The following is a 25,022-nucleotide window of genomic DNA, read 5'->3' as shown; positions in this document are numbered from 1 at the left end:
TTTCTATAAATCTAAATTCTTGAGAACTCCACAGTATTAATTCTTCACTTAATCTACTTAAGTGCATCATTATTATTAAAAAATCCTCTCTGTGATATTTATCTAAAATAGATTTTTATCATAAAGAGGATTTTTTATTCTTTTAAAATATATTTATTTTTTATTAAAGTATATTTTCTGCTAGTCGTTTTAACATTTGTAAGTAACTTGCTTTTTCTATAGGCTTATTGTTTACAAGTTCTACTTCATCTACTAATTTATTATCTTGATAAATCATAGCTTTTCCTAATACAGTTCCTTTTTTTATAGGAAGTTTTATATCGTCGTTTATTTTTATCTTTTTAGTAAATTCTTTAGAATCTCCTTTTTTAATTAATATTCCTAAATCATCTTTTGCCACTAAATCGATATTTTCTTCATCTGCTTTTCTCATTTTTAATGTATATAGTTTTTCATCTTTAGAGCATATTTTTATACTTTCATAATTTGCAAATCCATAATCTAAAAGTGTAGATGCATCTTTAAATCGCTCTTGAGAAGTTTCTCCTCTCAATACGACTGCAACAAGGTGAGTTTTGCCTCGTTTTGCAGATGCTGATACACAGTATTTTGCAGCCCCTGTAAATCCAGTTTTTACTCCTGTTGCACCATTGTAGTATTTTATCATCTTATTTGTATTAGCAAGACCTATTTTCGCTTGTTTTTTACCTACAACAACGCTATCCATCCATGTAGTTAAATATTTTTCTATCATTTGATGTTTTAATAACTCTCTCGACATAAGTGCTATATCATATGCTGATGTATAGTGGTTATCTACTGGCAATCCATTTGTGTTAACGAAATTTGTATCCTTCATTCCAAGTTCTTTTGCTTTATTATTCATCATATCCACAAATTCTTCTACACTGCCACCTATATATTCAGCCATAGCTACACAAGCATCGTTTGCTGACGCTACAGCTATTCCTTTTAAAAGTGTATCTACAGTTTGAGTTTCATTTGGTTCTAAGAAAATTTGACTTCCGCCCATTGAAGATGCAGTCTCGCTTATTGTAACCTCATCTGTCAATTTTATTTTTCCACTTTCTATAGCTTCACATATAAGTAGCATAGTCATAACTTTTGTTACACTAGCAGGAGGTAGTTTTTCGTGACAATCTTTTTCATATAAGACTTGTCCACTTGTAACATCCATAAGGACAGCAGATTTACACTTTAGATTTAAGTTGGCTGAATTGTTATCTGCAAATACTAGAGTACTTTGGCTAATAATAAGTATTATTGCTAAAAATACGCCTATAAATTTCTTCATAATGTCACCTCTTCAAATGATTATTCTATATATAGTATATTTTCCAAAATCAGAAATTTATAATTAGTGTATTATTGGCAAGCAAAAAGGGATGCTAAAAATTAGCATCCCTTTAATCTATTTCTATACTTCCATTATGATCGGTAATATCATTGGATTTCTCTTAGTTTTTGTGTACAGATATTCTTTAAGATTTTCTTTTATATTATTTTTTAAATAAGCCCATTCTTTTATATTTTTTTCTTCACATTCATTTAAGACGTCTTTTATTACAGTTTTTGCTCCATCCATTAGATCTTCTGATTCTCTAACATATACAAATCCTCTTGAGATTATATCTGGACCTGCTAAAACTTTTCCGTCTTCTTTTGAAATAGTTACAACAACTATCATTAATCCATCTTCTGATAGATGTTTTCTATCTCTTAAAACTATATTTCCAACATCTCCAACACCTAAACCATCTACTAAAACATTTCCTATTGGAACTGTAGTAGTAACTTTCGCAGAATTTTTATCTAATTCTAGAACTTGGCCTGTTTGCATTACAAATATATTTTCTGCTGGCATTCCCACTTCTTGAGCTAGCTCAGAATGTCTTTTTAACATTCTGTACTCACCATGCACTGGCATAAAGAATTTAGGTTTTGCCATAACATTTATTAATTTTAATTCTTCTTGAGATGCATGACCAGAAACGTGTATATCAGCGATATCGTTGTATACTACTCTTGCACCTTTTTCGAATAATAAATTTATAACTTTTGAAATTAATTTTTCATTTCCTGGTATTGGATGAGCTGATATTATTACTAAATCCCCAGCTTTAATTTCTACTTTTTTGTGTTCGCTACTTGCCATTCTCGCAAGTGCAGACATAGGCTCTCCTTGAGTCCCTGTAGTTATAATTACAAGCTCACTATCATTATATTTAGATATATCGTTTAAATCAACTAACATTTCATCTTCTATATCTAAATACCCCAATTCTCTAGCAACACCTATCACGTTAACCATAGATCTACCTGATATAGCTACTTTTCTGTTGCATTTTTTAGCCATATCTATTATTTGTTGTAGTCTGTGTATATTAGAAGAGAATGTTGCTACTATTATTCTACTATCACCAGCTCTTCTAAATAAATCATCTAGTCCAGCTCCTACTGTTCTCTCTGACATAGTATATCCAGGTCTTTCAACATTAGTACTATCTGCTAGTAATAAAAGTACTCCTTCTTGACCTAATTCGCATATTCTATGTAAGTCCATAATATCTCCATCGATTGGAGTTAAATCTATTTTGAAATCCCCTGTATGGTATATAATACCTTGGTCTGTATGAACTGCTATAGAACATGCCCCTGGTATACTATGGTTGTTTTTAATAAACTCAACGCTCATATTTGCAAGTTTAATTATTTGTCTAGGAGTAACTACATTTAATTTAGCTGTACTTAATTTATGCTCCTTTAATTTAACTTGTATTAATCCTATACTAAGCATCGTCCCATATACAGGTACATCGATTTTCTTTAGGATGTATGGAAGAGCTCCTATATGATCCTCATGACCGTGTGTTATAAAAATACCTTTAATCTTGTCGCGGTTTTGAAGTAGGTAAGTGATATCTGGTATAACGATATCCACCCCTAGCATCTCGTCTTCTGGGAAACTAAGACCTGCATCGATTACAATTATCTCGTCTTTGTATTCGATTAAAGTCATGTTTTTACCTATCTCGTTAAGACCACCTAAAGCCATCACCTTTATCTTGTTGGTGTTTTTCTTAAACAATTGCATCCTCTCCTCTGTCTATTCAATTTTAAATTTACAAAAAAAAATAATATTAAATCACGTACACTTTTACCAGCTGATTTTATTGTATCATAAATTCGAAGATATTTTAACCCATAATCGTAATACATTTCTCTAATTATTATGACAAGACTTATAATCATTTAAATTTCAATCAATAAAATCTTTAATCTATAAAAATAAAAAATTATTTATTCTAAAATTACTCTAAAAAATTTTTAAGTTGTATGTTTTTAATTTATTAGTTTATATTTTATTTTCAAAAAATATAAGCCCCGTTCAGGACTTATATTTTTTGACAATCTTCACATATTCCGAAAAACTTAATATCATGGTCTGTAACATTGAATTTATATTGTTGACGGATTAACTCTTCTATTCCATCTAATAAATCCTCTTTTGTTTCTATAATCCTACCACATTTTTCGCATATTAAGTGATGATGATTATGTTTTTCGTCTTTATTAAGACGTATTTCATATCTTATGCATCCATCATCTAAATTTAATTTAGAAAGTAACCCTACTTCACTTAAAAGTTGTATTGTTCTATAAACGGTTGCTAGTCCTATTTCTGGACAAGAAACTCTTACCATGTCATATATCTCTTCACTACTTAAATGTTTATCGTCATTTTCTAATAGTATTTCTAATATAGCCCTTCTCTGTGGTGTAATTTTAAAACCAGTTTCCTTAAGTCTACCTTTTATGCTTTCTATTGATTCTTTCATAAACTCACCTATTTTCAACTGATAATCTCTTTTAATTATTTTACGATATTTTATTTATTTTGTCAACGTTTCATTTGATTTTAACTTCTGATAATTCAAGTAATTTCAACTATTGAAGATATTTATTTTTTGATATTAAATCTTATTTAAAACAAAAAATGAGGAGCATAAGCCCCCCATTTGTAATCAATTCTCAATTAGAATTGGTCGTCATTTAATCCTTCTTCGTCCATTAATGTATTGTAAACATCAACAACTATTTGATATTCTTCTTCATCTTCTAATGGAACTAATATATCTCCATTTTCATCAGAATCAATTCTAAATACTAATGCTACATCTTCATCATCGTCATAAGATTCTTCATCTAATGGTAATAATATAGCGTATTCTTTCCCTTCTGCTTCTAAAGTTAAGCATACTTCAAATTGAACCTCTTGGCCATCTTCATCTAATAATGTTATTATATTTTCGTTCATTTCGTTCATGTCTTTCTCCTTTTATAAATAAATTTATTGATATAATTTTTCATTTTTTATCATGATATATAATTATATATCATAAATAGAAATTTTAACATATTTTATTTAATATAATTTAAAATTTTGACTTGCTATCTAAATAACCTTGTAATATTATTACTGCAGCTAACATATCTATTACTTTTTTTCTCTTTTTACGGCTTACATCACCTTCTATAAGAGATCTTTCTGCTGCTACTGTTGTCAATCTTTCATCCCAAAAATCAATTTCTAATCCTGTTTCTTCTTTTATTAAATCACAGAATTTTAAAACTTTTTCTCCTTGTGGTCCTAAAGTACCATTCATATTTTTTGGAAGACCTGATACAATTTTATTTACTTGTCTTTCTTTTATTATGTTTTTTAATTCTTCGATGTCTTTTTTCTTAGACTCTCTTCTTATAGTTTTTACACCTTGTGCTGTTATACCCATTATATCACTTACAGCAACTCCTATTGTCTTGTCACCTATATCTAGGCCCATTATTCTTCCATCTAACATATTGTTCTCCTTAATCAATTAATTATTCGTATATTTAGTTTAGCTTTGTCTTAAAAAAATTAGTCAGGTTAATCCTGACTAATTTTTGATTTTCAGAAAAATTTATTCTGTATCTTTATTTTTATCAAATAAACTCATATTAATACTAATTATTATAAGAGGAATTAGTATATAAATCGCCGCTGTAGATGCAGCTACTATTCCTGAATCATTTACTAGTAATGTTACTATACATCCTACAAATGAAGCCATAAATCCTTTAAATATCATAGGATATCTGTCATGGATTTTTTTGAAGTATCCAGATGGTTTAAATATAAGAGCTCCAATTATAACAATACTTACAATTAGTATATTTACCCATACACTTGATTTAGCTAACTTCATATTCATTTGTATTTTTCTTCCAAATGTATTGATTATAGCTGCTGGACCTTCTTGAATTATTTGATTAGTAAATACTGATAAATGAGATTCACTTCCCATTAAGAAATCTAATCCTGCAAATGCTACAACAACTAATACTGTAGCTACTCCTATCATAATTATTTTCTTTAAGTCTAACTTAACATCAAATATAAGAAGTATAAATAATAAATAAGCTACACATTCTGATATAGCCCCTCCAACATTTGCTCCCATTGAAGGCATCGCACTAGTAACTAGTATAATTATAGATAATACGACTGCTAACCATTTAGGTATTTTTTTGTAGTTTAATAAAACAGCTAATGCAAATACAGCACTTGCGATAGTAACACCTTCATATTCGTTACCTACGCCATAATATCTAGCTCCATTTATAGCATCATAACTCATTATATTGCTCTTCATAAGTGGAGTTCCTATTATACAGTCAAGTATAATCAATCCTATTGTTAAAAACGCATAGAATCCCATTTGTTTAATATCATCCTTTTTAAATACTGTAGATCCTATTACGTAGTAGATAATTGTTGCTATTAATACTCCTGTTACTAATCCAGTTTGAGTTTTAAATTGGAATATTGGTGCAGTTAAAAATGCTAACGGCATTATAAGTCCTAATTTTATAAACTCTTTTAGAATTTTAAATATTTGGTCTCTACCTAGACCTTTTTCTTTTTTAGGTATTTTATTTTTAAATAATAATGCTATCATAGCTATAACCCATGATGCAGATACTATTCCTACATAAGTGTTTACAACTGATGCTCTTATGCTGTTTATTGAGACAATTCTCTTAAAGTCATTTGTCAGTTTTTCGATTCCATTTTCAGCTTGTACAGTTTTAAATGGTTTTCCTATCATTAACTCATTTTTTATTCCAAATTCATTTAAAATATCTACACCTATATCGATATTACTCACTATACCGTTATTTCTAGTTGTAGCTGATTCTAACAGGCCATATCCGTCTTTTGTAAACTTCATAACTGGCGCTAATCTTCTTTTATTTAGATTATCTAAGTTACTTTGGAATTCACTTACTATATATACAGTATCATTTTCACCTACCATATCAAAGACTTCTGTCAAGTAATCGCTAACTCTTTTATATATTTCGTCTTGCATAGATTTGTAAGTATTTTCGTTTAGATTTTTTCTAAACTCATCTAATCTGTATGTATCTCCAAGTTCAACAAAAGTAATATCACTGTTTTCATAATATTTTTTTGTCTCTTTTTTTAGTTTTTCATAGTCAGTTGAGATACCATATGGCATAGTATTATCATTTTTATTTATGTCGTCGACATTTCCAGATTTAACTCTACCATACTTATCCATACATGTTAAAGCTAGATTTCTTATCTTTTTAAGTTCACCGTTTTTGATTATATCACTATTTCCAAGAAGCGCAACTTTTAAACCATTTTCGTTTAATGTTGTTCCTAAAGTACCAAGAGTTGCACCATAACTTCCATAATCAGAGTTTTGATTTAAATCTCTATTTATTCTTAGATTATTGATAGCCCAAGGAGTTGCGCCTGTTACAGCTTTAAATTGTTCCTTTCCATCCTTATCTAAAGATTCAAATATTGTATAATCTTGGTCTAAAACATTAGCTCTTACACCTGCACCTATACTTGCAAAAGATTTTTGATCACTATTTGATCCATCACCACGAGTAGTCATAAGGGCAACATAACCACTATCAGATGTCTTTTTTTGTATTATAGGTATCTCAAGTAAATGTTCTAAGCTTGTTCTATTTAAACTAATATATATTATTTTTCCTTGTTGGTTGGTGTCAGCATATACACTAGACATAGAAAAACTTAAAATTACCATTAGTGATAATAAAAGTGATATTAATTTTTTCTTCATTAAGTCAACCTCTTTCTATCCTACCTTGTAAGGTAAGCTGTTCTATTCTTTTGATAGATAGCTTTTTAATAGTTCTTTTAATAACTCATCTCTTTCGTATTTTTTTATTATGCTTCTTGCATTTCTATTGCTTGTTATATAGCTTGAGTCCCCAGAAAGTATATATCCTATAATTTGGTCAATAGGGTCATAACGTTTCTTTTCTTCTAATGCTTCATAAACATATTGTAAAGTTTCTTTTATGCTCAGTTTTTCTTCTGATATACCCTCAAATTTCATTGTGTAATCTAAATTTCTATCCATACTTAAAGCCCTCCATTAGTTAAAATCCCCAAAAGCTCAAATTATATAAGAGCTTTTGGTTATTTATAGACTATTATTTTATTTGGCTTTTTATAACCTCACAAGCATAGCTTAGAGCTTCATCTATTTTTGTAGCGTCAGTTGCTCCAGCTTGAGCCATGTTAGGTCTTCCGCCACCTTTACCGCCTGCAATTTGTGCTATTTCTTTTACTATGTTTCCACTGTGAATTCCTTTTTCTATAACATCTTTAGTTGCTGTAACTACGAAGTTAACTTTAGAATCACTAACATTAGAGATAGCTACTACACCGCTTTGTAATTTATCTCTTAAATTATCTGCCATTTCTTTTAATGAATTCATATCCATATCTTCAAATTTTGCAGTAAGTAAGCTTACTCCATTTATATCAACTTTTGAATCCATAAGTTTGTCAGCTGATTGTAAACTCATTTTAGCTTTTACTTCATGAAGTTCTTTTGCTAAAGATTTATTTTCTTCTACTATAGCTTGTGCTCTATTTACTAAGTTATCTTCTTTAGTTTTTAATGCAGAGCATGCTTCTTCGATTAATTCATCTCTTGAATTTAAGTATTCATATACGCTTCTTCCTGTAATAGCTTCTATTCTTCTTACTCCAGCTGCTACTCCACCTTCAGATAATATTTTAAATAATCCTACTTGAGAAGTGTTTGTTAAGTGAGTACCACCACAAAGTTCTATAGAATAATCTCCCATAGATACAACTCTTACTTCATTTCCATATTTTTCACCAAATAGAGCCATTGCCCCTTTTTCTTTAGCTTCGTTTATTCCCATTACTTCACATTCTATATCAAGAGATTGTAAAATAACGTCATTTACTTTTCTTTCTATTATATCTAACTCTTCTTTTGATATTGGCTCAAAGTGAGTTATATCGAATCTTAATCTATCTGGAGTTACTAATGAACCAGCTTGGTTAACATGTTCTCCTAAAGTTTCTTTTAAAGCTTTGTGTAATAAGTGTGTAGCTGAATGGTTTCTAGCTGATGCCATTCTTATTTCTCTATTTACTAATGATTTTAATGCATCTTTAGTATTTATGCTACCTTTTTTAACAACACCTATGTGTTTTATTGTATTGTTTGCACCTTTTTTAGTAGTTATTACTTCAAATAATGCATTTTCGTTTTCTAATATACCAGAGTCACCTACTTGTCCCCCACCTTCAGCATAGAAAGTAGTTCTATCAAGTACTATTACTGCTTCATCACCTTCAGTTATAGTGTCTACTATTTCGTCACCTTTAACTATAGCAGTTACAACTCCTGTAGTAGATAAATGTTTATATCCTTCAAAAGTAGATGCTACTGAAGCGTCTAATGTAGAAAGTGGATCTTCTTTCCAGCTTTCACCTTCCATATTTCCTCTTGCACTTCTAGCTCTTTCTCTTTGTTTATCCATTTCTGCGTTGAATCCTTCTTCATCTAAATCAAATCCAACTTCTTCTAATATTTCTTGAGTTAAGTCCATTGGGAATCCATAAGTATCGTATAATTTGAATACTTTTTCTCCAGCTAATGTACTTTCGTTGTTTGCTTTTAATTCTTCTATATATCCGTTTAGTATTTCACTACCTTGGTCTATAGTTTCATTGAATTTTTCTTCTTCTATTTTTATAACTTTTTTGATGTAACCTTCTTTTTCTATAAGTTCTGGATAAGCTTCTCCACTTACTTCTTTAACTACATCAAATAAGTTGTATAAGTAATCTTCTTTTATTCCTAATAATTTACCGTGTCTTGCAGCTCTTCTTAATAATCTTCTAAGAACATATCCACGACCTTCGTTTGATGGAAGTATTCCATCAGCTATCATAAAGCTTGTTGCTCTTATGTGGTCAGTTATTATTCTTATTGATACATCACTTTTAGCATCTGAACCGTATTTAACACCTGATATTTTTTCTATTTCATCTATTATAGCTCTTATAGTGTCAACTTCGAATATATTGTCAACACCTTGCATTATACAACCTATTCTTTCAAGACCCATACCTGTATCTATATTTTTATGAGTAAGTTCTGGATAACTTCCATCTTCTTGTCTATCAAATTGAGTGAAAACTAAGTTCCAGAATTCTAAGTATCTATCACAGTCACATCCTGGTTTACAATCTGGATTATCACATCCGTATTCTTCACCTCTGTCATAGTATAATTCTGAACAAGGTCCACATGGTCCTAATCCTATTTCCCAGAAGTTATCGTCTTTTCCTAATCTAACTATTCTTTCTTGTGGTATAGTTGAGTATTTTAACCATAAGTCACGAGCTTCATCGTCATTTAAGTATACTGTAGCCCATATTTTTTCTTCTGGTATTTCTAAATGTTTAGTTACGAATTCCCAAGCCCATTTTATAGCATCTTCTTTGAAGTAATCTCCAAATGAGAAGTTACCCATCATTTCGAAGAATGTACCGTGTCTTGCAGTTTTACCTACGTTTTCTATATCTCCCGTTCTTATACATTTTTGAACTGTACTCATTCTATTTCTTGGTGGAACTTCAACTCCTGAGAAATAGTTTTTAAGTGGAGCCATCCCTGAGTTTATTAATAATAAACTTTTATCGTTTTTTGGTATTAAAGATGAACTCTTACCTACATAATGTCCTTTAGATTCGAAGAAATCTGTAAAAGATTTTCTAATCTCGTTGCAACCCATTTTTTTCATATTGCATTACCTCCTAAAATTTTCAAATATTATTTTCATAAAAAAAACCTCACGCCTATAAATAAATTATAGGGGCGAGGTATATTCGCGGTACCACCCTAATTACCACTAAAAAGTGGCATCTTCGGAAAACCTTAGCTATAACGTAACTACCGGCAATTCATACTAAGCTCCGAATTGCTACTCCAAGACTGCTTCAAATATCCTGTACTTAAAGGTTCTCACCATTTCCTTTTCTCTGTAAAGTCATATAAATATTTTACTACTTCTCTTCATTGTATTTTTATTTTATAAATTACTAATACTAATTTAAAGTATAAATCATATTTTGTCAATAAATAATTTACTTTTAAATTTGTCTTAATAAATTTGTCATCATAAATAATTATTTATGTCTTTTTATGTTAGAAACTACTTTCTATAATTCCTCCACCGACAACTTTATCTCCGTCATACATAACAACAGATTGTCCTTTTGTTATCGCTCTTTGAGCTTCGTCAAATACGATTTTTATTTTATCTTCAGCAACTTTATAAACTGTCGCATCAGCTGGTTTTGCTGCATATCTTACTTTTGCTTTTACTCTTATAGGTTCTTTTATATCTTCTATTGATATAAAGTTAACGTCTTTTGCGATTAAGTTGTATTGGAATAAGTCTGAGTTATCACCTAGGATAACTGTTTTGTTTTTAGCATTTATGTCTATTACAAACATAGGCTTACCAAATGCTATTCCTAGACCTTTTCTTTGGCCTATTGTGTAGTTTACTATTCCTTTATGTCTTCCTAAAACATTACCTTTAGTATCTACAAAATTACCTTCTTTTATACTTGTGTTTGAATGTCTTTTTACGTAGTTTGCATAGTCGTTGTCTTTTACGAAACATATTTCTTGACTATCTGGTTTATTGTGAACTACTAAGCCAAGTTCTTTAGCCATTTCTCTTACTTTTTCTTTTTCGAACTCACCTATTGGCAGTAGTGTATGTTCTAATTGATCTTGTGTTAGATTATATAGCGCATATGTTTGGTCTTTTTTATCTGTAACAGATTTAGTAAGAAGATATCTTCCTGTTTCTTCGTCTTTTTCTATTCTAGCGTAGTGACCTGTTGCTACATAATCACATCCTATTTGTCTAGCTCTTCTATATAAATCGTCAAATTTTATATGTTTATTACATGCTATACATGGATTTGGAGTTCTACCATTTATATATTCATCTATAAAATAATCGATTACTTTCTCTTTAAATACTTCTTTGAAGTTTAATACATAAAACGGTATGCCTAACTTTTGCGCAACGCTTCTAGCATCTTCTACGGCTTCTAAAGAGCAACATCCGCCATCATTTTCTATTAATTCGTACTCTTCATCATCTTGCCATAACTTCATAGTTACACCGATTACATCATATCCTTGTTCTTTTAATAAATAGGCAGCAACAGAACTATCTACTCCACCACTCATACCTATCATTACTTTCTTTTTCATATTTGTTTATCACCTCGTTTTTATATTATATCTATTTTGCAATAATTTTAAAAGCATTAAAACATTAATTATTAAAAAATCTATAAACAAGAAAAAATCTTTGAGATTATCCCAAAGATTTTTCTTATATTTATTTTAAAAATTTTCTTAGTCTTCGTCTTCTACTCCGTGGTCATGATCATGGTCATGGTCTGGTTCGAATCCTTCTAATTCTGGTATATCTATGTTATTTTTTTGAGCGTAGTCTACAAGTGCAGCTTTTATAGCTTGTTCTGCTAAAACTGAACAGTGCATTTTTACTGGTGGAAGTCCATCTAAAGCTTCTGCTACTGCTTTGTTAGTTAAAGCTAAAGCTTCATGTATACTTTTACCTTTTATAAGTTCTGTAGCCATTGATGAACTTGCTATTGCAGAACCGCATCCAAATGTTTGGAATTTAACGTCTTTTATTATATCATCTTCTACGTCTAAGAATATTTTCATTATATCCCCACATTTTGCGTTTCCTACTTCACCTACACCACTTGCATCTTCTATTTCTCCAACATTTCTTGGATGTAAGAAATGGTCCATTACTTTATCACTATATTGCATAATCTTAATCCTCCTAATTTTACTAATTTTTTATTTTTATCTATGAGTTAATATAAGTTAATTTCAATTTAAGCCCTATTTTGTGTATTTATTTTAATGTCATTTATTTCTTTTGTATATTTATTTTTTACCCATTATATCTATACATTAATCACTTATTTTTTTTCTTCTGGATGTTCTTTTATATATGTTTGATATAATGGAGATAATTCTCTAAGTCTAGCTATGATTGGTGGTAATGTTTCTAATACATAGTCTACATCTTCTTCAGTTGTAAAGTCACCAACTACAAGTCTTAAAGATCCATGAGCTAATTCATGTGGTAAACCTAAAGCCATAAGTACATGTGATGGATCTAATGAACCTGATGTACAAGCAGAACCTGAAGAACCAGCTATTCCAGCTTGGTCAAGAAGTAATAATATACCTTCACCTTCTATAAATTGGAATGATACATTTGCAGTACCTGGTAATCTATCTGTTTTATGACCGTTTATTCTTGTATGAGGTATTCTTTCTTGTAAACCATACATTAATTTATCTCTAAGTCTTGTAAGTTCTCTAACATGGTTTTCCATGTTGTTTTTAGCCATTTCAGCAGCTTTTCCATATCCTACTATTGCAGGAACATTTTCAGTACCAGCTCTTTTTCTTCTTTCTTGAGCTCCACCGTGCATGAAATTATGGATTTTTACACCTTTTTTGATGTATAAAGCTCCGATCCCTTTAGGTCCGTATATTTTATGTCCAGACATACTCATTAAGTCTACACCTAAATCTTTAACATCAACTGGTATATTACCACATGCTTGAACAGCATCTGTATGCATTAAAGCGCCATGTGCATGAGCTATTTCTGTTATTTCTTTTATAGGTTGTATAGTACCTATTTCGTTATTAGCATACATTACACTTACAAGTATTGTTTTGTCAGTTATAACGTTTTTTAATTGTTCTAAATCTACTTTACCATCAGCATCTACATCTAAGTATGTTACTTCAAATCCGTGAACTTTTTCTAAGTATTCACAAGTATGTAGTACTGCATGATGTTCTATTTTACTAGTTATTATATGATTTCCTTTATTTCTTCTAGCAAAAGCAGTTCCTTCTAAAGCCCAGTTATCACTTTCAGATCCACCGTTAGTGAAATATACTTCTCTTGGGTCTGCATTTATTAATGAAGCTACTTGAGCTCTCCCTTTATCTAAACCTTCTTTTGCTTCTCTACCGAATTGATGGAAACTTGAAGCATTTCCAAAGTAAGTAGTGTAATAAGGCATCATAGCCTCTAATACTTCAGACTTAACTGGAGTAGTTGCTGCATAGTCCATATATATTCTTCTTTTTTCCATGATTGTCATCTCCTATTTTTTTATTTCATTATTCATTAAACAATAAATATCATTCTCTAACCTATTTATATTATGAGTTTCATTATAATTGTTTACCATATCACAAAGTGTAATAGATTTCATAACATTGTCCATGGCATCTCTCATCTTTTCCCAGACTAATTTTGTTACACAACTGTCTGAGTTTTGACATGAGTCTTTATCTAGCAAACAATCAGATATTGATACAGGCCCTTCAAGTACAGTCAATATGTCATATACTGTTATTTCACTTGCTTTTCTAGATAATAGATACCCTCCTTGGGCACCTCTTACACTTTTTATTAAATTTGCTTTTTTTAGTTTTGAAAAAATCTGTTCTAAGTATTGCTCTGGTATATTTTGTTTGGCAGCAATATTTTTTATAGATACTGGCCCCTTACTATGATTAAGTGATAATTCAAACATAGCCTTGAGCCCATATCTACCTTTAGTTGATAGTTTCATTTTATCACCCTTTTTATTCCTACTTTTTTAGTAGGATTTATCTTACTGTTATAATTGTATTATACTCGAGTAATTTTGTCAACATTAATTTAGACTATTTTAGTCAGAATTAAATTATTTTTTCAATCTATTGAAATTACTGTATTTGAAGTACTATTTTTTTAATCTTTATAATATACTGTCCACTCATCTATTCTTTTAAACCCCAATTTTCGATATAGTTTTCCAGCTTCCTCATTGTCATAAAATAAACATGGCTTTATCCCTTCTTTTAAGAGTTCTTCGCATAATTTAATAAGACATTTTGTTGCTAGGCCTTGATTTCTATATTTGGGATGTGTTCCAACACCTATAATCATAGCTGTATTTTTATTTTCTGCAGTAGATTTTGCCATTGATATTATTTTTTTTCTATACTCAATGCAATAACCTCTACCGCTTTTTAAATTTGATCTTAAACCTTCTAAAGTCGTATTTTGAAATTCAGTTATTTGCTCATATAAATTCACTACTCTCTTTATATTAAATACATTTATTTTTTTTAATTTCAAATTACAATCAAGATCCTTATCCTCTTCATTTATCTCTTCAAGCTCACATAGATGTACTTTTCTATATTTTAATAATCCTAATTTTTCTGCAATTATATCGACACAACTGGATTTTCCACTTATCTCGCTAAATTCCATATCAGATATAAATTCACAAAATCCATCAACATCAAAGTCTTTATAAGCATAAAAAGTAAGATATTCAAAACATTTAAACAATATCCCTTTTATGTTCCCAAATTCATCTATGTCTGAATATATCTTATAAAATACATTTTCAAATCCATAATTCTGTATTTCTTGTAGGTTAAATGTATTAATCTCTTTTTCAAGATTTAAATATTCAATAACCTTCTTTTCATATTTTTTGTCTAATATTTTAATCATATGAATCCCCCAAATACGACTATCTCCAACCCCTGTCGTTTCATTTTATGTATTATAAATAAAGTTTTCTAACCTAATTATAAATATTACCATTTTTTTTATCAATAAATTCTCTAATAAAAAATAAATAAAAATTCACTGCGTTCATATCGCCAACAACTCCGTCCGTTGCTTTAATTAATAGGTTGGAAATTATACATTATCCACAAACCAGATAATGTATAATTTCCTTAGAATTAAAAAAGACAAACGTTATGTTTGTCTTTTAATTTATTTTTTTAAATTGTTCCAATATTGTTCATATGCCATTTCATTTTTATTATTTCCAGCTTTATAGTATTTTTTATCTTTGATAGCATCTGGGAGGTATTGTTGTTTTATATAGTTATTAAGATAATTGTGAGGATATTTATATTCAACACCTCTTCCTAATTTCGCCGCCCCTGCATAATGTGCATCTTTTAGATGATTCGGTATCTCACCTGTTTCTATATTGTCTAAATCGTATAATGCCATATCGATAGCCTCTGCTACTGAATTTGATTTCGGGCATCTTGCTAAATATACAGTAGCTTGTGCTAATGGCAATCTTGCCTCTGGAAATCCTAGTTTTAGTGCAGCTTCAACACATGCATTAGTTATTGTTATAGCTTGTGGCACAGCTAAACCTACATCTTCACTTGCAACACACAACAACCTTCTAATTATAGATTGGATATCTTGTGACTTTATAAGTCTAGCTAAATAATGTAGTGCCGCATTTTCATCAGAACCTCTGAGAGATTTATGAAAAGCTGATAATACAGAGTAGCTATCGTCACCTTTATTATCATAGTTTAATATTTTGACACTAGAACAATTTATAGTATCTTCTAATGTTATATTCACGCTATTTGTCCCTACATCAATTCCAATATTAAAAACTAACTCTAATTTATTTAATGCACTTCTCATATCGCCATTACAAGTCTCTGCTATATATCTAAGAGCTTCATCTTCTACATTTATATTTTCATATGTATACATTGGTTTTAATCTATTTACAGCTCTCTTTAAACCTAAGTATATATCTTGTTTTTGTATAGGCTTAAATTCAAATATAGTACTTCGACTTAGTATAGCTTTATAGACAACAAAATAAGGATTGTCTGCTGTGCTAGCAATTAAAGTAACAGAACCTTCTTCAATTACCTCCAACAATGCCTGCTGTTGTTTTTTATTTAGTGCTTGTATCTCATCTAGCATTAATATAATGCCGTTATATGAAAATAAATCTCTTTTACTATTATCTATAACTTCTTTTATTTCTTTTACACCACAATTTACTGCATTTAATTTTATATATTTTTTACCTGTAACATTAGCTATTATATTTGCCAATGTCGTCTTTCCTGTTCCTGGTGGTCCATATAAAATCATATTTGGAATAGTTTTATTTTCAATTAATCTATTTATTATCTTTCCCTTTCCAATAATATGAGATTGTCCTACCATATCTTCTATAGTCTCTGGTCTTAATTTATCTGCTAAAGGTTGCATGTTGCCTCCTTATCTACTAAATAGTATAAATTTTTTATATCAAAAAATCCTTCTTTATATAAAGAAGGATTCCTAAAATTAATTTTTAATTAATAATTATTTCTTACTTTTTTTAATTCAGGTATTAATTTATCGTTAAGTATTTTTATATGAGTTCCCTTCATACCTAATGATCTAGATTCTATAACCCCTGCACTCTCGAATTTTCTTAAAGCATTTACTATTACTGATCTTGTTATTCCAACTCTATCAGCTATTTTACTAGCTACTAATAGACCTTCATTTCCGTTTAATTCATTAAATATATGCTCTACAGCTTCAAGTTCAGAGTAAGAAAGCGTACCTATTGCCATTTGAACTACAGCTTTTTTACGCATTTCAACTTCTAATTCTTCACTTAAAGATTTTAATATTTCCATACCTATTACAGTAGCACTGTATTCTGATATAACTAAGTCATCATCGTTAAACACTTTGTCATATCTAGATAATACTAGTGATCCTAATCTTTGTCCACTTCCAAGTATAGGAACTATTGTAAGATATTTTTCACTTCTACTATGTTCATCTGGGAATAATTGAACTAATTTTTCTCCAGTTAAGTTATCTAGTGTTTCTGATATTTTAAGTAAGCTTTCGTTGTATTCAGTTGGGAATCTTTTTTGTTTAGTATCTTCATCTATTACAACTGAACTATCTTGTATATCTGTTAAATGTAATCCTAATACTTTCCCCTTTGTATTTAAAACATAAACATTGGCATCTAAAACTTCGCCTAATGTTTCTGCTAATCTGTCAAAAGATACTTTGCTTCCGCTGCTAGTTTGTAGAGTTTTATTAATTCTTCTCGTTTTTTGTAGTACTTCGCTTGCCATTTAATCCTCTCCTTAATTTAAGTCAATCTAAATATAAATCAAAATATAATAATGTTCATAATAACATTTATACAATGTAATCTTAACATATTTCTGTAATCAATTCAATAATATAATTAAATATTTCAAATTTTCACTCATTTTAGCAATATGATTGTTTGATAATACCTCTATTCTTCTTTAACAATACGTTCATGTTTACAATCCTTATTTGAACATACTATTTTAGTACCAGATTTAGAGTATTTCTCATACATATAAGATCCACATTCTTCACAAGGTTCTTCTACAGGTTTGTTCCAAGCGACAAAATCACACTCAGGATAGTTTGAACATCCGTAAAATACCTTTTTCTTTTTACTTTTTCTCATTATAATGTCCCCTTCTTTACATTTTGGACATTTAACACCTATTTTATTTACTATAGGTTTTGTATTTTTACATTCAGGATAATTTTTGCAAGCCATAAACTTTCCAAATCTACCGTATTTTATTACCATATTTGAGCCACAAAGTTCACAAATCTCGTCAGTTTCTTCATCCATATTTACTTTTTCTATATTTTCTAAGGCTGTTTTAATCGCTTCTTCTAGTGGTGAATAAAATTCCTCAACTACGTGTTTCCACTCAGCATTGCCTTCTTCAATTTGGTCTAACTGTGATTCCATATCAGCTGTAAAGTCAACTTCCATAAATTTGTGGAAATTCTCATCTAGTATTTTTGTCACTATTATACCTAACTCTGTTGGAAGTAAACTTGTACCTTCCTTTTCAACATATTCTCTATTTAGTATAGTTGTTATTGTAGGTGCATAAGTACTTGGTCTTCCTATTCCAAGCTCCTCTAAAGTTTTTACTAAACTAGCTTCAGTATATCTTGGTGGAGGAGATGTAAAGTGTTGTTGAGGGTCTTGTTTTTGTATTTTTAAACTCTCTCCTTCACTTAAACTTGGAAGTATTTTATCTTCTCTATCTGTAAAATTATAAATTTTCGTATATCCGTCAAATTTAAGTTTAGACCCAGTAGCTTTAAATACTAGATTTTCAATATTACATTCTACATTTAATACATCAAATATAGAATCTTCCATTTGACTTGCAACAAATCTTCTCCAAATTAAATTGTATAATTTATATTGATCTTTGCTTAAAGAATCTTTGATACTATCTGGAGTTCTCTCTACAGAAGTAGGTCTTATAGCCTCATGGGCATCTTGAACTTTCTTTTCTTTTTTGCCTTTACTGTCTTTTGTGTGGTCTTTGTAGTAGTTTTGACCTATTGAATCTACTATATAATCTTTTGCTTTTTCTCTCGCTTCTTCAGATATTCTCTTAGAGTCTGTTCTTATATAAGATATAAGACCTACTGTGCCTTCTCCCTTTATATCTATACCTTCATAAAGTTCTTGGGCAACCATCATAGTCTTTTTAGTCGTAAAGTTTAGTTTATTTGCAGCATCTTGTTGAAGCACACTTGTTGTAAATGGCTTTGGAGCTGATTTTCTACGACTTTTAGATTCTATTTTGCTTACAGTCAATTCTGCGTTGTTTATAATATCTAATATTTTATTTACTTGAGCTTCATTTTCTAAATCTATTTTCTTGCCGTCTTCTCCATAGAATTTTAATGTAAATTCTTCTCCGTCTTTATTTAAGACAACTAATTCTATAGTCCAATATTCTTTAGGTATAAAAGATTTAATTTCTTCTTCTCTTTCACATATTAATTTAGTTGTGACAGATTGAACTCTACCTGCACTTAAACCTTTTCTCACCTTTTGCCATAATATAGGACTTATTTGATATCCTAGTAATCTATCTAAAACCCTTCTCGCTTGTTGTGCATCTACTAAGTTTAAGTCTATATTTCTAGGATTTTTTATTGCATTTTTAATAGCGCCTTTTGTTATTTCATTAAATTCTATCCTACATTTTTCATCTTCATCTATATTTAAAATATAAGATAAGTGCCATGATATAGCTTCCCCTTCTCTATCAGGGTCGGTAGCTAGATAAACTTTTTTAGCTTTTTTAGCTTCCTTTTTTAGCTCTTTAATCACATCACCCTTACCTCTTATATTTATATATTTTGGTTCAAAATTATTTTCTATATCAACACCTAGTTGGCTCTTTGGTAGGTCTCTTACATGTCCTACTGAAGCCTTAACTGTGTAGTGACTTTTTCCCAAAAACTTTTCTATTGTTTTAGCCTTAGCTGGCGATTCGACAATTACTAATGCTTTCGCCATGTTTTTACACCCCCACTTTTTATGTTAAACATTAAATCCATAAGTCTTATTTTCCATTTCAATAATATAGTCATCTATTAATAGTTCATTTATATTTGAGTTTATTGTTTTTATATCAATTCCAGTATAATCACAAATATCATCTATTTTTATATTACCATTTTGTCGTATTGAGTTTAAAATTTCCTGTTTTTCATAATTTAAACTCTTAATATCATATTCTATACTATCTTTGCAATTATTTAAAGTACAAAATTTTTTCATATGGTCATAATATACGCGATGTTGTGTTATATCCTTTAACTCTCTTACTATTAATGCACCTTCAAAAAGTAAATCTAAACAACCTCTACTTTTAGGGTCATCTATTCTTCCAGGTATTACAAATACTTCCCTTCCTTCATTATTTGAGTATCTAGCAGTTGATAAAGCGCCACTCTTTTCAGCAGCTTCTATTATAAAAGTAGCTTCACTTATACCGCTTATAATTCTATTTCTCATAATAAAATTTAATGGAGTTACATCTGTGCCTAAAAAAAACTCTGATATTATTGCTCCACCATTTTCTAAAATCTTATTTGCTGTTTTTAAATTTACGGCAGGCCTTATATTATCAAGAGGACTTCCCAATATCGCAGCTGTTTTTCCATATTTACCTTCCATACATGCAAGATGAGATTCACAGTCTATCCCTATAGCAAGTCCACTTACAACATGCATACCACAATCAGATAATTCTTTTGTAAATTTTCTTACATATTTAAGACCGTATTTAGTCGGAGTCCTAGATCCAATAACTGATATAACGTTTCCCCCTTGTAAAAAAGAAATATCCCCTTTATAAAATAATATAGGCGGTGGCTTAGAAATATGTTTTAATCTCTCTGGATAATCATCATCTTCAATACATATGTAATGTATTTGCTGTTGTTGTAAAACCGCTTTTATTTTTTCTATTCTTTCAGGACTTCTATATTTTACTATATTTCGTGATAATTTTAAATTTATTTTTTTATTTTTCAAAATCTTATCTTTTTCTAAATACATTAAATTTATTAATTTTTCAAATTCATTTTTTAAAGAAATTATGTCTTCTTGGGTAATTCTATATATCGAACTTAAGAATAAATACATTTCCCTCTCTTCCATATTATCACCTCATTTAAAATATTTATAATATCCTTTTCTATATGAAAAAGCTTCTAATATATGATTTTTTTGTATTTCTTCACATACTTCTAAGTCTGCTATTGTTCTAGCAGTTTTAAGTAATTTTGTATAACTCCTATTGCTCAATTTATATTTATTAAATATTTTATTTGCTGTATTTTTACCTTCTTTATTTAACTTGCAGTAGTTGTTAATTTGATATGAGCTTATTTCATCATTGTTTTTTATATTGCTATTTTTAAAACGCTCTATTTGTATATCTTTAGCGTTTTGTACTCTATTTTTTATTGTTTCAGATGTCTCATTTAGATTATTTTCATTAAATTCTCCTATTTCAATTCGATCTACATCTAAAAATATATCAAATCTATCTAATAGTGGTCCTGATATTTTATTTTTATATCTCATTATTTCACTAGCACTACATTTACATTCTGTGTTAGACATAAAATACCCACATGGACAAGGATTCATAGCTGCTACAATCAAGGTATTGCATGGATATTTAATGTGAAACTTTAATCTAGATATACTTATTGTTCCGTCTTCTATCGGTTGCCTTAGCATGTCTAAAGTTTTTCTATTAAATTCAGCTAATTCATCTAAAAACAATACACCCCTATGAGCTAATACTATTTCCCCTGGGGTAGCTTTTGCCCCTCCTCCAAGCAGCGAAATATTTGTTGCACTGTGATGTGGAGCTCTAAATGGTCTTTTATTTATAATTCCTATATCGTTATTTATAAGTCCCGCTATACTGTATATTTTGCTTATTTCCATCATTTCATCTTTATCTAAATCCGGCATTATAGTTCTTATTCTTCTCGCCATCATTGTTTTGCCACACCCTGGTGGTCCCATTAAGATAACATTATGATTTCCCGCTGCTGCAATTTCAAGCCCCCTTTTTACAAAATAATTACCTCTTACATCAGAAAAATCTTCTTCATAGCCTTCATTTTCTGTATCGATATCATAAATTTTTAATATAGAAGTTAAATCAAATTTTTCTCTACTATTTATATATGATATACATTCTTTCAGATTTTTTATTGGTATTATCTCTATACCATCTACATATGAACTTTCTTTTAAATTATCATATGGAATAAATATTCTTTTATATCCATTTTGTTTTGCACTCAAAACTATAGGCAAAATACCTCTGACTTTTTTTAATGTTCCATCTAAAGATAATTCACCTACAAATATTGTCTCGTCAAAATATGATTTTTCTCTTTTTATATAATTTATAAGAAGTCCAATAGATATAGGTAAATCTAATAAAGACCCTTCTTTTTTTATATCTGCTGGTGATAAATTCACCACTATTCTCTTTGTTGGAAATTCAAAGTCGCTATTTATAATTGCTGATTTTACTCGTTCTTTTGCTTCTTTTATTTCAATACTAGCTAAGCCTACTATATTAAAACAAGGCATCCCTCTAGTAATGTCGACTTCTACATTTACAATAAAGCCATCTATTCCAATTAGATTACATGAATTCACTATACTTAACATAACTATCCTTTCTTAAAATGCATTTTCTATATGATTTATTTTTTCTTCAATAAAATAAATCTCAATCACATCAAATCTTATTTCATAGTTTTTTAAATTATTTGTGGAAATATAATATTTTGCAACAGAAGTTATTTTTGATGCCTTTTTATAATCAACTGCTTCACATGCAAGTCCATAATCTTTAGACATTCTAGACTTTACTTCCACAAATATTATTTTGTTTTCTAATTTTGCGATAATATCAATTTCACCAAATTTAGTTCTATAATTGCTACAGATTATAGTCATTCCTAGTGATATTAAATATTTTTTTGCTATATTTTCCCCTATTTTACCTTTTTTAACATTATCTAAATTTTTAATCATTTTATAAATTTCCATATATACCACCCAAAATCTTTTTTGTATTTTAGTCATAAAGGTTACAATATATACACTTTTACAAGTTTTAATTGAAAAATTTTACAAATAATTATACGATAAATATTATAAACATTTCTATTGGAGGGTAAAAATGGGAAGTAACAGAAATAAAAAGAAAAAAAAATCAAAAATTAATCGTAAAAATCTAACAATTGTATTAGCAGCTTTAGTAGTATTTTTAGTTGCTATTGTTGCTGGAGTTAAATCATTTAATAAAGGGGATAATGTTGCTAAAGTAAATAAAACTACTGAATTAACTTAATCACAAAATAATGAAACTTACAGCGCATCTCTAATTGCATGTGGTGATGTAATGGCTCATTCACCTCAACTTGATGCACAATATAATCCGAGCACAAAACAATATTCTTTTGAAAATAATTATAAATACGTAAAAGAATATGTCCAAAAAGCAGATTTAGCAATAGCTAACTTAGAAACTACACTTGCTGGTAATGATGTATATAATTACAGTTCTTATCCAACATTTAATACGCCAGATTCACTTGCAGATGCATTAAAAGATACTGGATTTGACTTATTATCAACTATCAATAATCATAGTTTTGATATGTCTAGCTTAGGTGTTGAACGTACTTTATCTACATTAAAATCAAAAGGATTTGATACTGTAGGTACTCGTCAAAAAACATCAGATGATGATTACATAATAGAAAATGTAAACAATATAAAACTTGGCATTACATCTTATACTTATGGAGAAATTAAAAATGGAACAAAATATTTAAATGGTATAAAAGTTTCTAGTGATAAAACTGATTTAATGAATGTATTTGATACTTCTGATGTAAATAAGGCATTTGATACAATTTATTCTACTGTTAAAAAATATCAAGATGATACAGATATGCAAATAGTTATAATTCACTGGGGAGATGAATATAGCAGAACACCTAATAATTTTCAAAAGAAATTAGCTCAAAAGTTATGTGATGCTGGAGTCGATATTATAATAGGATCTCATCCTCATGTTGTAGAACCTGTAGAGACAATAAAATCAACTGATGGTAAAAATGAAACACTTGTTATTTATTCTTTAGGAAATTATATATCTAACCAAAGAAGAGAATATATAAGCATGTATACAGAAGATGGTCTTATGGTAGATATAAATATCGAAAAACAAGGTAATAATGAAGCTAAAGTTAAAAAAGTTACTTGTATACCAACTTGGGTAAATAAATACGAATCTAGTGGCAAAAGCGTTTATGAAATAATACCTGTTGCCGATAATATATTAGAAAAAACAACATATATAGATCAAAGTTATCTAAAACAATCTTATAAAAATACATCTGAACTTATAAAAACAGATGATAAAATAAGCATTGTAAAGAGTCCATTTGAAAATTAAATAAACTAAATAAAAGCTAGGTAGATTCATATTCTACTTAGCTTTTTTAATTTCTACAAAATTCACTTCATTTATTTATCCACCGACTTTATCTATTGCTTATGATAATAAGTTTTAAATAATAAATTTATTCAAAATAAACAAATCCACCTTCATTTTTAGTAGTTTCAATCCATAAACTTAGATTTATTTTTTTTAATATTCCTTCATCACAAATTGTAATTTCTAATTTATCATCCAAGTTGCAATATAAAACACCTACTACCGTAACCCAATGCCATGCATCTAAGTTTTTTTCTTTGCCATTGTCTAAATTTAAAAATGCGATTGGATGGCCTTTTTCTAATGCTTCATCTAAAAATTTAAATACTTCTTTATTTGAAGGTCTTTCCTCAACTTTTTTCGGTATTTTTAAAAAATTGGATTTTATATTTTTATGTTGTCTCGAGTTTATATATTTTTCAAATCCTTCTAAAAATAATTCAATTGTATTTACTCCTCTTCCAATCTGAGGTGTTATAAACTCCCAAACATCATTCATTAATACTAAAAATTCTGATTTACTATAATGTTGAAATTTGTCTATATTATTTTTTATATCCTCATACATAATAATCGTTGAAGCAGTTGTAGGACCACATCCTGACATTCTTCTCCATTTTGTTTCAAACCACTCTTGATTTCCTCCAAAATAAGTATAATCTTCAATACTATCTTTTATTTTCAAAAGCTCTAAGTCTAATATTCTCTCCATTCTCACCCTTTTCACCCGCTTTTTATAGAATTGCCAAAATA

Annotated in this window: 22 protein-coding genes and 1 other annotated feature; of the genes, 2 read left to right on the top strand and 20 right to left on the bottom strand. The window is 29.2% G+C overall.

Annotated elements, in window-relative coordinates:
• Positions 1-163: 163 nt before the first annotated feature.
• From I4U58_RS01120 to I4U58_RS01030, 19 genes are all read right to left on the bottom strand, one after another.
• Positions 164-1,315 (bottom strand): D-alanyl-D-alanine carboxypeptidase family protein, encoded by a 1,152-nt coding sequence (locus I4U58_RS01120; protein ID WP_195929108.1) that lies wholly within the window; start codon positions 1,313-1,315, stop codon positions 164-166.
• A 123-nt stretch (positions 1,316-1,438) separates the two neighbouring features.
• Positions 1,439-3,115: a ribonuclease J gene (locus tag I4U58_RS01115; RefSeq protein WP_195929106.1), complete on the bottom strand. Its 1,677-nt coding sequence runs from the start codon at positions 3,113-3,115 to the stop codon at positions 1,439-1,441.
• 301 nt (positions 3,116-3,416) lie between these two features.
• Positions 3,417-3,860, bottom strand: coding sequence for a Fur family transcriptional regulator (locus tag I4U58_RS01110; RefSeq protein WP_195929104.1), 444 nt, complete (start codon positions 3,858-3,860; stop codon positions 3,417-3,419).
• Between the two features lie 197 nt (positions 3,861-4,057).
• Positions 4,058-4,348 (bottom strand): DUF1292 domain-containing protein, encoded by a 291-nt coding sequence (locus tag I4U58_RS01105; protein ID WP_330593176.1) that lies wholly within the window; start codon positions 4,346-4,348, stop codon positions 4,058-4,060.
• A gap of 109 nt (positions 4,349-4,457) precedes the next feature.
• A complete protein-coding gene (gene ruvX / locus I4U58_RS01100; protein WP_195929102.1) occupies positions 4,458-4,883 on the bottom strand; it encodes a Holliday junction resolvase RuvX in 426 nt (141 codons plus the stop codon).
• A gap of 102 nt (positions 4,884-4,985) precedes the next feature.
• Entirely contained in the window at positions 4,986-7,190 is a 2,205-nt protein-coding gene (locus I4U58_RS01095) for a hypothetical protein (protein WP_195929100.1), read from the bottom strand.
• 42 nt (positions 7,191-7,232) lie between these two features.
• Entirely contained in the window at positions 7,233-7,493 is a 261-nt protein-coding gene (locus I4U58_RS01090) for an IreB family regulatory phosphoprotein (RefSeq protein WP_195929098.1), read from the bottom strand.
• A 73-nt stretch (positions 7,494-7,566) separates the two neighbouring features.
• Positions 7,567-10,206: an alanine--tRNA ligase gene (gene alaS, locus I4U58_RS01085; RefSeq protein WP_195929096.1), complete on the bottom strand. Its 2,640-nt coding sequence runs from the start codon at positions 10,204-10,206 to the stop codon at positions 7,567-7,569.
• 67 nt (positions 10,207-10,273) lie between these two features.
• Positions 10,274-10,491, bottom strand: a binding site (T-box leader).
• 119 nt (positions 10,492-10,610) lie between these two features.
• A complete protein-coding gene (mnmA, locus tag I4U58_RS01080; protein WP_195929094.1) occupies positions 10,611-11,699 on the bottom strand; it encodes a tRNA 2-thiouridine(34) synthase MnmA in 1,089 nt (362 codons plus the stop codon).
• Positions 11,700-11,846: 147 nt separating this feature from the next.
• Entirely contained in the window at positions 11,847-12,293 is a 447-nt protein-coding gene (nifU, locus tag I4U58_RS01075) for a Fe-S cluster assembly scaffold protein NifU (protein ID WP_195929092.1), read from the bottom strand.
• Positions 12,294-12,448: 155 nt separating this feature from the next.
• Positions 12,449-13,648 (bottom strand): cysteine desulfurase NifS, encoded by a 1,200-nt coding sequence (nifS, locus tag I4U58_RS01070; protein ID WP_195929090.1) that lies wholly within the window; start codon positions 13,646-13,648, stop codon positions 12,449-12,451.
• 12 nt (positions 13,649-13,660) lie between these two features.
• Complete coding sequence (locus I4U58_RS01065; RefSeq protein ID WP_195929088.1) at positions 13,661-14,134, bottom strand: Rrf2 family transcriptional regulator; 474 nt, start codon at positions 14,132-14,134, stop codon at positions 13,661-13,663.
• A 161-nt stretch (positions 14,135-14,295) separates the two neighbouring features.
• The gene (locus I4U58_RS01060) at positions 14,296-15,072 is read right to left on the bottom strand and encodes a GNAT family N-acetyltransferase (RefSeq protein WP_195929086.1); all 777 of its coding nucleotides are present in this window, start codon (positions 15,070-15,072) and stop codon (positions 14,296-14,298) included.
• 270 nt (positions 15,073-15,342) lie between these two features.
• Complete coding sequence (locus I4U58_RS01055; RefSeq protein ID WP_195929084.1) at positions 15,343-16,611, bottom strand: replication-associated recombination protein A; 1,269 nt, start codon at positions 16,609-16,611, stop codon at positions 15,343-15,345.
• An 89-nt stretch (positions 16,612-16,700) separates the two neighbouring features.
• A complete protein-coding gene (gene codY / locus I4U58_RS01050) occupies positions 16,701-17,486 on the bottom strand; it encodes a GTP-sensing pleiotropic transcriptional regulator CodY (RefSeq protein ID WP_195929082.1) in 786 nt (261 codons plus the stop codon).
• Positions 17,487-17,656: 170 nt separating this feature from the next.
• On the bottom strand, positions 17,657-19,735 hold the full coding sequence (gene topA / locus I4U58_RS01045) for a type I DNA topoisomerase (RefSeq protein WP_195929080.1): 2,079 nt from the start codon (positions 19,733-19,735) through the stop codon (positions 17,657-17,659).
• Positions 19,736-19,759: 24 nt separating this feature from the next.
• On the bottom strand, positions 19,760-20,884 hold the full coding sequence (dprA, locus tag I4U58_RS01040) for a DNA-processing protein DprA (protein ID WP_195929078.1): 1,125 nt from the start codon (positions 20,882-20,884) through the stop codon (positions 19,760-19,762).
• A gap of 9 nt (positions 20,885-20,893) precedes the next feature.
• Complete coding sequence (locus tag I4U58_RS01035) at positions 20,894-22,426, bottom strand: YifB family Mg chelatase-like AAA ATPase (RefSeq protein ID WP_195929076.1); 1,533 nt, start codon at positions 22,424-22,426, stop codon at positions 20,894-20,896.
• A gap of 12 nt (positions 22,427-22,438) precedes the next feature.
• Complete coding sequence (locus I4U58_RS01030; protein WP_195929074.1) at positions 22,439-22,810, bottom strand: YraN family protein; 372 nt, start codon at positions 22,808-22,810, stop codon at positions 22,439-22,441.
• Positions 22,811-22,943: 133 nt separating this feature from the next.
• Here I4U58_RS01030 and I4U58_RS14020 point away from each other — a divergent pair, with 133 nt between their 5' ends.
• Together I4U58_RS14020 and I4U58_RS01025 are read left to right on the top strand one after the other, a co-directional pair.
• Positions 22,944-23,114: a hypothetical protein gene (locus I4U58_RS14020; RefSeq protein ID WP_243269525.1), complete on the top strand. Its 171-nt coding sequence runs from the start codon at positions 22,944-22,946 to the stop codon at positions 23,112-23,114.
• A gap of 33 nt (positions 23,115-23,147) precedes the next feature.
• Complete coding sequence (locus I4U58_RS01025; RefSeq protein ID WP_307993770.1) at positions 23,148-24,227, top strand: CapA family protein; 1,080 nt, start codon at positions 23,148-23,150, stop codon at positions 24,225-24,227.
• Between the two features lie 127 nt (positions 24,228-24,354).
• Here the strand turns inward: I4U58_RS01025 and I4U58_RS01020 are convergent, their stop codons facing one another.
• Positions 24,355-24,981, bottom strand: a complete 627-nt coding sequence (locus I4U58_RS01020; protein WP_195929072.1) for a hypothetical protein — start codon at positions 24,979-24,981, stop codon at positions 24,355-24,357.
• Between the last annotated feature and the right edge of the window lie 41 nt (positions 24,982-25,022).

Origin of the sequence: Clostridium sp. 1001270J_160509_D11, from assembly GCF_015667935.1 — a bacterium.
GTDB lineage: Bacteria > Bacillota > Clostridia > Peptostreptococcales > Peptostreptococcaceae > Intestinibacter.
Note: the sequence above shows the minus strand (reverse complement) of the source record. Positions and strands in the feature narration are given on the sequence as shown.